The organism is Paraburkholderia sp. Ac-20347 (assembly GCF_017104805.1).
GTDB classification, from domain to species: domain Bacteria; phylum Pseudomonadota; class Gammaproteobacteria; order Burkholderiales; family Burkholderiaceae; genus Paraburkholderia; species Paraburkholderia tropica.
Genome location: NZ_JAAGPN010000236.1, coordinates 1 through 12,669, shown reverse-complemented (window position 1 = coordinate 12,669; position 12,669 = coordinate 1). Strand labels below are relative to the sequence as shown.

Genomic DNA, 12,669 nt, shown 5'->3' with positions numbered 1-12,669 from the left:
GCGTGCGCGAACGCTCGCCGCGCGACGCGAGCGCGATTCCCCCGACGTTCACGCTGCCCGCGGGCGCGTGCTGGATGTTCCGCGCGCTGGCGACGCCGCTCGTCGCGCTCGCGCCGCCCGAGGATCTCGCGAAGTCGCCGACCAGCGGCCACAAGAGCGTGATCGAAGCGATCGCCGCGCCGCGCATCGCGATCGAAAGCGTGTCGCCGTCCGTCGATCACGGACGTTTCGTCGCCAAGCGCATCGTGGGCGAGCAATGCGAAGTGCGCGCCGCGATCTTCGCGGAAGGCCACGACCGCATCGACGCCGCGATCCTCTGGCGCGCCGCCGACGAAACCGCGTGGCACGAATCGCCGATGAAACCGCTGCCGCCCGCCGGCACCGACCTGTGGAGCGGCACGTTCCCGCTCGAACGCGTGGGACGTTACGAATTCGTGGTGATCGCGTGGCGCGACGACTTCGCCTCGCTCGCCGTGCATCTGCAAAAGAAGCGCGACGCCAACCAGCCGGTCGATCTCGAACTCGAAGAAGCGAGCCGCCTGCTCGCGCTCGTGCTCGCGACCGCCGACACGTCCGACGACCACAGCGAAGCGCACCTGCAAACCCGCGCGGCGCTCGACGCGCTCGTCAAACGCTTCGTGAGCGCCGACACCGACACGCGCTGCGCGCTGCTCGCCTCGCCCGCCACGGCCGCCGCCGTGCGCGCCGCGAATCACCGGCCGTTCCTCTCGCGCGACGCCACGGTGCAACGCGTGGACGCCGAGCGCGCCGCCGCGCGTTTCGCGAGCTGGTACGAAATCTTCCCGCGTTCGATGAGCGACGACGAAGCGCGCCACGGCACCTTCGACGACGTGATCGCGAAGATGCCGCGCATCCGCGACATGGGTTTCGACGTGCTGTATTTCCCGCCGATCCATCCAATCGGGCTCGCGAACCGCAAGGGCCGCAACAACGCGCTGAACGCGCAACCCGGCGACGTCGGCAGCCCGTACGCGATCGGCGCGGCCGAAGGCGGCCACACCGCCGTGCATCCGGAACTGGGCACGCTGGAGGACTTCTGCCGCATGCTCAACGCGGCGCACGCGCACGGCCTCGAAATCGCGCTCGATTTCGCGATTCAGTGCTCGCCCGACCATCCGTGGCTGAAGGCGCATCCGGGCTGGTTCGCGTGGCGTCCCGACGGCACGCTGCGCTACGCCGAAAATCCGCCGAAGAAGTATCAGGACATCGTGAATCCGGAGTTCTACGCGCACGATGCCAAGCCCGAACTGTGGCTCGCGCTGCGCGACGTGATCCTGTTCTGGGTCGATGCGGGCGTGCGCATTTTCCGCGTCGACAATCCGCATACGAAACCGCTGCCGTTCTGGGAATGGATGATCGCCGATGTGCGCGCGCGCCATCCCGACGTGATCTTCCTCTCCGAAGCCTTCACGCGTCCGCGCCTGATGTACCGGCTCGCGAAGATCGGCTTTTCGCAGTCGTACACGTACTTCACGTGGCGCGAATCGAAGCGCGAGTTCATCGACTATCTGAGCGAACTCACGCAGAGCGAAGTGCGCGATTTTTACCGGCCGAACTTCTTCGTCAACACGCCCGACATCAATCCGCGCTATCTGCAAAGCGGCGCGCGTTCGATCCACCTGATCCGCGCCGCGCTCGCCGCGCTGCTCTCGGGATTGTGGGGCGTGTATAGCGGCTTCGAATTGTGCGAGGCGCGGCCGCTGCCCAACAGCGAAGAATATCTGGACTCCGAAAAGTATCAGCTGCGTGCGTGGGACTGGAACCGGCCCGGCAATATCGTGGCGGAAATCGCCTCGCTCAATCGTATCCGGCGCGCGAATCCCGCGCTGCAATCGCATCTGGGCATCACCTTTCTCGGCGCGCACAACGACAACGTGCTGTGCTTCGAAAAGGCCACGCCCGCGCGCGACAACGTGATTGTCGTGGCGATCAACCTCGACCCGTGGAACGAGCAGGGCGCCGATATCGAACTGTCCTGGGACACCTTCCAGGCCTGGCAGATCGACGATCACGCGCGGCTGGCCGTGGTCGACGAAATGAGCGGCGAGCGCTTCGAATGGCAAAGCCGCTGGCAGCACGTGCGGCTCGATCCGCACGCGCGGCCGTTCGCGATCTGGCGCATCGCGCCGATCGACGGTCTGCCGCGCGACACCCCGCCCGACGCACTCGACGAACCGGTCGAAGGCCACCCCGAATTCAACGCGGACTTCCCTCCCGGAGGAGCCACATGAAACGCGATCCCGCTTCGCACGAGGCGCCGCCGAATCCGGACGCCGCGCCGGTCTCGGACCCGACCGCGCAGCACGACGACGAGCACGGCCATCGGGCGCACGCCACGCAAAAGCGCGGCAAGCCCTCGCTGCTCTCCGACGATCCGCACTGGTACAAGGATGCGGTGATCTATCAGGTGCACGTGAAGTCGTTCTTCGATGCGAACAACGACGGCGTGGGCGACTTCGCGGGCCTGCTTTCCAAGCTCGATTACATCGCCTCGCTCGGCGTGACCGCGATCTGGCTGCTGCCGTTTTATCCGTCGCCGCGCCGCGACGACGGCTACGACATCGCCGACTATCGCAACGTGCATCCCGACTACGGCCAGCTCGCCGACGTGCGCCGCTTCATTCAGGAAGCGCACGCGCGCGGCATGCGCGTGATCACCGAACTGGTCATCAATCACACCTCGGATCAGCATCCGTGGTTTCAGCGCGCGCGGCGCGCGAAGCCCGGCTCGAATCATCGCAATTACTACGTGTGGTCCGATACCGATCAGCGCTATCAGGGCACGCGCATCATCTTCATCGACACGGAGCCGTCGAACTGGACGCACGATCCCGTCGCGGGCGCGTATTACTGGCACCGTTTCTATTCGCACCAGCCCGATCTGAATTTCGACAATCCCGCCGTGCTGCGCGAAGTGCTGCAGGTGATGCGCTTCTGGCTCGACATGGGGATCGACGGATTGCGGCTCGACGCCGTGCCGTATCTGGTCGAGCGCGAAGGCACCAACAACGAGAACCTGCCCGAGACGCACGCGATTCTGAAGAAGATTCGCGCGACCATCGACGAGCATTATCCCAACCGGATGCTGCTCGCCGAAGCGAATCAATGGCCCGAGGACGTGCAGGAATATTTCGGCAACGAAGACGAATGCCACATGGCGTTCCACTTTCCGCTGATGCCGCGCCTGTATATGGCGATCGCGAGCGAGGACCGCTTTCCGATCATCGACATCATGAAGCAGACGCCGGATCTGCTGCCCAGTTGCCAGTGGGCGATTTTCCTGCGCAATCACGATGAACTCACGCTCGAAATGGTCACCGATTCCGAGCGCGACTATCTCTGGAACACGTATGCGAGCGACCGGCGCGCGCGGCTGAATCTCGGCATTCGCCGCCGTCTCGCGCCGCTCATGGAACGCGACCGCCGCCGCATCGAACTGATCAATTCGCTGCTGCTGTCGATGCCCGGCACGCCCGTGATCTATTACGGCGACGAACTCGGCATGGGCGACAACATTCACCTCGGCGACCGCGACGGCGTGCGCACGCCGATGCAGTGGTCGTCGGATCGCAACGGCGGTTTTTCGCGCGCCGATCCCGAACAGCTCGTGCTGCCGCCGCTGATGGGCTCGCTCTACGGCTACGACGCGATCAACGTGGAAGCGCAAAGCCGCGATCCGCATTCGCTGCTCAACTGGACGCGCCGCATGCTCGCCACGCGCCGCTCGAAGCAGGCGTTCGGGCGCGGCACGATCCGCTTTCTGCGACCCGCGAATCGCAAGATCCTCGCGTATCTGCGCGAGATGCCGGGCGAGCCGTCCATTCTGTGCGTGGCGAATCTCTCGCGCGCGCCGCAGGCGGTCGAACTCGATCTGTCCGAATTCGCTGGCACCGCGCCCGTGGAAATGACCGCCGATTCGGTGTTTCCGCCGATCGGCCAGTTGCCGTATCTGCTGACCTTTCCGCCCTACGGTTTCCTGTGGTTCCTGCTGTGTCCGGGCAGCCAGCGTCCGTCGTGGAGCCAGCCGGCGTCCGAGCAGTTGCCCGAATTCGTGACCGTGGTGATCCGCGAAGGACAGACCGGCGCCACGCCCGAAAACGTGCGCCTGCTCGAATCGGAAGTGCTGCCTTCGTGGCTGTCGCGGCGTCGCTGGTTCGCGTCGAAAGACAAGCCGCTGCGCTCGGTGCGGCTCGCGGCGCTCACGACCATCACGGGTGCGGGCTTCGCGTTCACGGAGATCGAAGCCGAACTCGCCGACGGCACGACCGAGCGCTACGTCCTGCCGATCGCGATCACCTGGGGCGCGGACACCACCACGCCGCTGCACATCCAGCTCGCGCTCTCGCGCGTGCGGCGCGGGCGCACGATCGGTTATCTGACCGATGCCTTCGCGCTGCCGTGGTTCGCCTACGGCGTGCTGCGCAAACTGCGCGAGCGCGCGCAGGTGCCGACCGTGCAAGGCAGCACGATCCGTTTCGAGCCGACCGATCGCATCGAGGAACTCGATCTCGGCGATGAACCCGAAATCCGCTGGCTCGCCGCCGAACAGAGCAACAGTTCGCTGATCATCGCCGAAACGCTGGTGCTCAAGCTCGTGCGCCGCCTGATGGCGGGCGTGCATCCGGAAGCGGAAATGAGCCGCCATCTGACGAAGCTCGGCTATGCGAACACCGCGCCGCTCTATGGCGAAGTGGTGCGCGTCGATCCGCAGGGCGTGCCGCATACGCTCGCGATCCTGCAAGGCTTCATCGACAACCAGGGCGACGCGTGGGAATGGGCGCTCGATTATCTGCGCCGCACGATCGACGAACTCGCGCTCGCCGCCGACGACGGCGAAACCGGCGAGCAGGATCAGGCCCACGAAGACGAGGTGATGCAGAACTACGCCGCCGTGATCGGTGCGATCGGCAAGCGTCTGGGCGAGCTGCACGCCGTGCTCGCGCTGCCCGACGACGACGAAGCCGATTCCGCCTTCGCGCCCGAAGCCGCGACGCCCGACGACGTGCGCCAGTGGGTCGGCGACGCGCGCAAGATGCTCGTGACGGCGCTCGACATCGTGGCGCACCATATCGGCGACGACGACCACACGCTCGACGCCGACACGAAGGAACTCGCGCGTAGTCTGATCGAGCGCCGCGACGCGCTGCTGGCCGCCGTGGACACGCTGGTGCCGCTCGACGCCGCCGCGTGGCGCATCCGCATTCACGGCGACTTCCATCTCGGCCAGGTGCTGCTCGCGCAAGGCGACGCGTATCTGATCGACTTCGAAGGCGAGCCCGCGCGTTCGCTCGATTACCGGCGCGCGAAGCAATGTTCGCTGCGCGACGTCGCGGGCCTGTTGCGCTCGCTGTCGTACGCGAACGCCGCCGCGCAATCGAGCACCGAAAGCGCGCCGCAGCAGATCGCGGAGCGCAAGCGCGCGCTGTTCGAGCGCTTCCGCGGTCACGCCGCCGAAACCTTCCTGAGCCAGTACCGCGCGGCGGTCGCCAATGCGCCGCTGACGCTCGTCGGCGCGTCGCACGAACAGGCGCTACTCGACCTGTTCCTGATCGAGAAAGCGGCCTACGAGATCCGCTACGAAGCCGCCAACCGGCCTTCGTGGCTCGGTCTGCCGGTGCGTGGCCTCGCCGCGCTCGCGAGCAGTTTGCTCGGCCAGACGCCAACCCACACTCACACGGGAGGAAGCGGACATGCCTGAGCGCGCCCCGGACGCCGGCCTGCATCATCACGACATCGACGCGCTGATCCACGCGCGTCATCGCGATCCGTTCGCCGTGCTCGGGATGCATTGGGTCGACGGCGCGCCTTACGTGCGCGCATGGCTGCCGAACGCTTCGCGTGTGCGTGTGCTCGCGCGCGACCGCGCGCACACGCTCGCCGAACTCACGCGCGTGCATCCCGCCGGTCTGTTCGCCGGGCCGATCGCGGAAGGCGTGGCGTATCGGCTCGATATCGACTGGCATGGCGTGGCGCAGGAAGTCGAAGACCCGTATTCGTTCGGCGCGCAATTGCCGCAGGAAGCGCTGCATCGACTCGCCGACGGCGACCCGTATGCCGTGCTCGAATGTCTCGGCGCGCGGCCGCTCGTCTACGACGGCGTGCCGGGCGTGCGCTTCGCGCTGTGGGCGCCGAACGCGCAGCGCGTCTCCGTGGTCGGCGACTTCAATGCGTGGGACGGACGACGGCATCCGATGCGGCTGCGCCACGAAGCGGGCGTGTGGGAACTGTTCATTCCGCGCGTGGCTGCGGGCGCGCGCTACAAGTTCGAGATCCTCGGCGCGCGCGGCGAGGTGTTGCCGCTCAAGGCAGATCCCTGCGCGTTCCAGACCGAAGCGCCGCCCGCCACGGCGTCGGTGGTCGCGCCCGTGGACGCGCTCGATCATTTCGCCTGGCACGATCACGACTGGCTGCAAGGGCGCGCCGAACGCCAGAACGCGCGCGCGCCGATCTCGGTGTACGAAGTGCATGCGTCGTCCTGGCTGCCCACGCAGGGCGCCGACTCGCCCGCGCCCGACTGGCGCGCGCTCGCGGATCGCCTGATTCCCTACGCGCAGGGCATGGGCTTCACGCATCTGGAATTGCTGCCAGTGGCCGAGCATCCGTTCGGCGGATCGTGGGGTTATCAGCCGCTTTCGCAGTTCGCGCCCACGGCGCGTCTCGGTTCGCCGCTCGACTTCGCGGCATTCGTCGACCGCGCGCACGAAGCGGGACTCGGCGTGATTCTCGACTGGGTGCCCGCGCACTTTCCGAACGACGCGCACGGCCTGATCGAATTCGACGGCACCGCGCTCTACGAGCACGCCGATCCGCGCGAGGGCTATCACCCCGACTGGAACACGATGATCTACAACCTCGGCCGCCGCGAGGTGAGCGCGTTCCTGATCGCGTCGGGGCTTGCGTGGCTGATGCGTTATCACGTCGACGGCCTGCGCGTCGACGCCGTCGCTTCGATGCTCTATCGCGACTATTCGCGCGCGCAGGGCGAGTGGGTGCCGAACATGTACGGCGGCCGCGAGAATCTCGAATCGATCGCCTTCCTCAAGCGCCTCAATCACGAAACGCAGTACGTGCCGCAGCGGCCCGGCGTCATCACCATCGCCGAAGAATCGACCGCGTGGCCCGGCGTGACCGCGCGTCCCGAGGATGGCGGCCTCGGCTTCCAGTTCAAATGGAACATGGGCTGGATGCACGACACGCTGCACTTCATGCACGAAGATCCCGTGCATCGCCGCTATCACCATCACGAGATGACGTTTGCGATGGTCTATGCGTGGTCCGAGCGCTTCGTGCTGCCGCTCTCGCACGACGAAGTGGTGCACGGCAAGGGCTCGCTGCTCGGCAAGATGCCCGGCGACCGCTGGCAGAAGTTCGCCAACCTGCGCGCGTATTTCGGCTTCATGTGGGCGCATCCGGGCAAGAAGCTGCTGTTCATGGGCGGCGAGTTCGGCCAGATGGCGGAGTTCGATCACGACGGCACGCCGCACTGGAATCTGCTCGACGACCCGCTGCATCGCGGCGTGCAAGCGCTGGTGCGCGACCTCAATCGTCTTTACGCCGACGAAACCGCGCTGCACGTGCTCGACACCGAGCCGGGCGGTTTCGAATGGCTCGTTTCCGACGACAGCGAGAACAGCGTGCTCGCGTGGCGGCGCGTGGACGGCGCGGGCAACGAGATCGCCGCCGTCTGCAATTTCACGCCGGTGCCGCGCCACGGTTATCGCATCGGCATGCCGCAGCCGGGGCAGTGGGAAGAAGCGCTCAACAGCGACGCGGAAGTCTACGGCGGCGCGAACATCGGCAACGGCGGGCTCATCTCGACCGAACCGGTGCCGAGCCACGGCCGTCCGCAATCGGCGGCGCTCGTGCTGCCGCCGCTCGGCACGCTGATCCTGCGTTTGCGACGTTGATCGAGCAGCACGCGAAGTTCATCAGGAATCCGATGCAATACAAGAATCAGCAGAAGGAGCATCGATATGGCTAACGGCATGCCCGACCGGCTGCTGCCCGGCGCGCCCTACCCGCTCGGCGCGACGTGGGACGGGCTGGGCACCAACTTCGCGGTGTTCTCGGCGCACGCGTGGCGCATCGAGCTGTGCATCTTCGACCCGACCGGCCGCAAGGAACGCATGCGCTACAAGCTGCCCGAATGCACCGACGAAATCTGGCACGGCTATCTGCCCGACGCGCATCCGGGCACCGTCTACGGCTTTCGCGCGCACGGTCCGTATCAGCCGCACGAAGGCCATCGCTTCAATCCGCACAAGCTGCTGCTCGATCCCTACGCGCGCCGTCTCGTCGGCCAGATCCGCTGGTCCGACACGCTGTACGGCTATCGCGTGCATTCGAACCGCGCCGACCTCTCGCTCGAACGGCGCGACTCCGCGCCCGCGATGGCCAAGGGCATCGTCACGCACGACGCCTTCGACTGGTCGCAGGATCATCGGCCGAATACGCCGTGGAGCGAGACCGTCATCTACGAAACGCATGTGCGCGGCATTTCGATGCTGCGCCGCGATTTGCGCAACCATCAGCGCGGCACCTTCGCCGCGCTCGGCTCGCCGCATTTCATCGAGCATCTGCACAAGCTGGGCGTGACGGCCGTGGAGCTGCTGCCGGTGCACGCGTTTCTTTCCGAGCGCTTTCTCGTCGAGCGCGGCTTGCGCAATTACTGGGGCTATAACACGGCGGCGTATTTCGCGCCCGAGCCTTTGTATCTCGCGGGCCACGACACCGACGAAATGCGCATCGCGATCCGCCAGCTGCACGCGGCCGGCATCGAAGTGTTTCTCGACGTGGTCTACAACCACACCTGCGAAGGCGGCGAAGTCGGCCCGACGATCTCGTGGCGCGGTCTCGACAACGCGAGCTATTACCGCTGCGTGCCCGGCGACGAACGCCATCTGATCAACGACACGGGTTGCGGCAACACGCTCAATCTGTCGCATCCGCGCGTGCTGCAGATGGTCGCCGACTCGCTGCGCTACTGGACCACGTCGTATCGCATCGACGGCTTTCGTTTCGATCTGGGCGTCACGCTCGGACGCGAGCCGCACGGTTTCGATCCGGACAGCGGTTTCTTCGACGTGCTGCGCCAGGACCCCGTGCTCTCGCAGGTCAAGCTGATTTCCGAGCCGTGGGACGTGGGGCCGGGCGGCTATCAGCTCGGCAATCATCCGCCCGGATTCGCCGAATGGAACGACCGCTATCGCGACAGCGTGCGCCGCTACTGGCGCGGCGCGCCCGCGCAGCGCGCCGATCTCGCCGCGCGGCTCACCGGTTCCGCCGATCTGTTCGACAAGCGCAAGCGCCGCCCGTGGGCCTCGCTGAATTTCGTGACCTCGCACGACGGCTTCACGCTCGCCGATCTCGTGTCGTACGAGCGCAAACATAACGAAGCGAACGGCGAGGAGAACCGCGACGGCCACAACGAGAACTGGAGCGCGAACTGGGGCGTCGAAGGCCCGAGCGACGATCCGGCGATACTCGACACGCGCGCACGCGTCGCGCGCTCGATGTTCGCCACGCTCTGCATCGCGCTCGGCACGCCGATGATGCTGGCCGGCGACGAAACCTGCCGCACGCAGCAAGGCAACAACAACGCGTACTGCCAGGACAACGAAATATCGTGGGTCGACTGGGCGCTCGCCGCGACGCCGCAAGGCGAAGCGATGACCGCGTTCTGCGCGCGCGCGATCGCGCTGCGCCGGGATCATCCCTTGCTGCGCGAAGCACGGTTCCTGTTCGGCGACCGCGAGGTGATGCCCGACGTGCACGACATCGACTGGTTCGACGAACACGGCGAACGGCTCACGCCCGCGGCCTGGCAGGACCCCGAAGCGCGCGCGTTCGCGGTGCGGCGCGCAGGCCCGGGACTCGACGGCGAAATCGAAGTATTGTTGATGATGCTGAACGCGTCCTCGCAGGCGGTGACGTTCAGCGCGCCCGCGCCGCGCCTCGCGTGGAGCACGCTGCTCGACACCGCGCACCCCGAGGACGCGCCGCACGCGCTGTACGACGCCAGCTTCGAAGTCGCCGCGCATGCGCTGGTCGTGTTGTGCGCGCGGCCCGCGCACAGCGCGCAAGCCGCGCACGAGGCGGGCCACGAGAGCGGGCACGACGGCGCGGCGTCCGCGAGGACGCCGCCGCCCGACCCGCGCCAGCCGCACGCCGCGCAGGAAAACACAGCTCGATAGCTCAGGAATCTGCTACAGGAATCGGCCATGTCCCCGCTTTCGCATGATTCGCCCATCCGCCACTATTCGCATTGCCTGCCGTTCGGCGCGCAGTTGACGGGCGTCGCGCCCGGCAAGCCGCACACGCGCTTTCGCTTCTGGGCGCCGTCGTGCAGCGCGGTGCAGATCGTCTTCGAAACGGCCGACGGCAGCGCCGCCGCGAGCGCGCCGCTCGACATGACGCCTTCGCACAACGGCTGGTTCGAGGCGCAGGCGCCGTGCGCGGCGGGCACGCTGTATCGCTACCGGATCGACGGACAACAACTCGTGCCCGACCCCGCTTCGCGCTTTCAGCCGCAAGGCGTGCACGGCCCGAGCCAGATCGTCGACGCGCGTGCGTTCGCCTGGCGTCACGCGTACTGGCACGGCCGTCCGTGGGAAGAAACCGTGCTCTACGAACTGCACGTGGGCGCGCTGGGCGGCTACGCGGGCGTGATGAATCGTCTGCCCGCGCTCGCGGAACTCGGCGTCACCGCCATCGAGCTGATGCCGCTCAACGACTTTCCCGGCGAACGCGGCTGGGGCTACGACGTCGTGCTGCCCTACGCGCCGCACGCGGCCTACGGCACGCCCGACGAACTCAAGGCGCTGATCGACGCCGCACACGGCCACGGTCTGCAGGTGCTGCTCGACGTCGTCTACAACCATTTCGGCCCGGACGGCAACTGGCTCGGCCAGTACGCGAAGCCCTTTTTCAAGGCCGGAAAACGCACGCCGTGGGGCGACGCGCTCGACTTCGAGCGCCCCGAAGTGCGCGACTTCTACAGCGACAACGCGCTCTACTGGCTCAACGAATATCGCTTCGACGGACTGCGCCTCGACGCCGTGCACGCCATCGACAATCCGGACTGGCTGCGCGAACTCGCCGACCACGTGCGCGCGCGCGTGGAGCCCGGCCGTCACGTCCATCTCGTGCTCGAAAACGAGCACAACGATGCGAATCTGCTGGAGTCGCATTTCACCGCGCAATGGAACGACGACGCGCATCACACGCTGCACGTGATGCTCACCGGCGAATCGGAGGGCTATTACCGCGCGTTCGCCGATCATCCGATCGCGCAGCTCGCGCGCGTGCTCGGCGAGGGTTTCGCGTATCAGGGCGATCCGTCGCCGGTGCACGACGGCCGGCCGCGCGGCGAACCGAGCGCGCATCTGTCGCCCACGTCGTTCGTGATGTTCCTGCAGAACCACGATCAGATCGGCAACCGCGCGTTCGGCGACCGTCTGCGTACGCTCGCCAACGACGACGACGCGTTGCGCGCAGCCACGGCCTTGCTGCTGCTCTCGCCGCAGATTCCGCTGCTGTTCATGGAAGAGGAATACGGTTCGACGCAGCCGTTCCAGTTCTTCACCGCCTTCGAAGGCGATCTCGCGGATGCGGTGCGCGAAGGCCGTCGCCGTGAGTTCAAGGCGTTTGCGGCCTTCACCGACGCCACGCGCCGCGAGCAGATTCCCGATCCGAACGACGTGCGCACGTTCGAGAATTCGTCGCCGCCCGCGCAGTCGCCCACGCAGTCGTCCAATGCGCCGCTCGACGGCGACCGGCTCGACTGGATGCACTTCTACAAGTCGGCGCTCGCGGTGCGCGCGCGTTTGCTGATGCCGCGTCTGCGTCACGCGCGCGCGCTCGGCGCGACCGTGCTCGCCGACGATCGCCATGACGGCGGCGGCGAAGCCAACACGCCGCGCCGCGCGGCGCTGATCGCACGCTGGCGTCTCGACGACGGCGAGATCTACACGATCGCGCTGAATCTCGGCCACGAATGCGTGCGCCTCGAACGCGCGCCCGAAGGCATGGTCGTGTTCGAAACGCCGCCGCGCGCACGCGATCTCACCGACAACGGCGTGCTGCCCGAACGCGCGTGCGTGGCCTGGCTGACCGGCGACGTGCCCGATTACGCACTGCATCACGACGCACGCGAAGTCCACCGCGAGGAGCCGCACGCATGAGCACCGCGCGCCGCAGCGAAACGCTCGAAGCCCTCGCACGCCGCGCGGGCTTCGAGGTCGAATGGTCCGACGCCCACGGCGTCATGCAGCGCGTGCCCGACAGCACGCTCGCCGCCTTGCTCGAATGCGCGGGCCTGCCCTGCGCGAACGCCACGCAGTTGCGCCACAGCACGTCGCTGCTGAACGCCGAGCAGTCGACGCGCCGTCTGCCGCCGCTCATCACCGCCGAGTACGAAAGCGCGATCGAGTTGCCGCCTTCGGCGGTGCGTTCGGGCAGTCACTATCGGATCGATCTGGAAAACGGCGAGCATATCGAAGGCCGCTTCACGATGCCCAAGGGCGAGCCCGCGCTGCTTGCGCCGCTCTCCGAGCCCGGCTATCACACGCTCACGGTCAACGATCATCGCCTGACGATTGCCGTCGCGCCGCCGCATTGCTGGCGTGTCGGCGACGAGACCGGTAGACC

At 67.0% G+C, this 12,669-nt stretch carries 5 protein-coding genes and 1 pseudogene; all 6 read left to right on the top strand.

The annotated features are described in order from the left end of the window. On the top strand, window positions 1-2,252 hold a 2,252-nt coding region (locus tag G3N97_RS30345), incomplete at its 5' end, for an alpha-1,4-glucan--maltose-1-phosphate maltosyltransferase (protein ID WP_205996626.1). Continuing rightward, on the top strand, window positions 2,249-5,719 hold the full coding sequence (gene treS, locus G3N97_RS30340) for a maltose alpha-D-glucosyltransferase (protein ID WP_205996625.1): 3,471 nt from the start codon (window positions 2,249-2,251) through the stop codon (window positions 5,717-5,719). The genes G3N97_RS30345 and treS, both read left to right, overlap by 4 nt. Continuing rightward, window positions 5,712-7,928, top strand: a complete 2,217-nt coding sequence (gene glgB, locus G3N97_RS30335; protein WP_205996624.1) for a 1,4-alpha-glucan branching protein GlgB — start codon at window positions 5,712-5,714, stop codon at window positions 7,926-7,928. The genes treS and glgB overlap by 8 nt, the downstream gene beginning before the upstream one ends. Window positions 7,929-7,994: 66 nt before the next feature. After that, the gene (gene glgX / locus G3N97_RS30330) at window positions 7,995-10,214 is read left to right on the top strand and encodes a glycogen debranching protein GlgX (protein ID WP_205996623.1); all 2,220 of its coding nucleotides are present in this window, start codon (window positions 7,995-7,997) and stop codon (window positions 10,212-10,214) included. 27 nt (window positions 10,215-10,241) lie between these two features. Next, window positions 10,242-12,203 (top strand): malto-oligosyltrehalose trehalohydrolase, encoded by a 1,962-nt coding sequence (gene treZ / locus G3N97_RS30325; RefSeq protein ID WP_205996622.1) that lies wholly within the window; start codon window positions 10,242-10,244, stop codon window positions 12,201-12,203. After that, window positions 12,200-12,669 (top strand): annotated as a pseudogene (locus G3N97_RS30320) (4-alpha-glucanotransferase); the annotation flags it as partial. The gene treZ and the pseudogene G3N97_RS30320, both read left to right, overlap by 4 nt.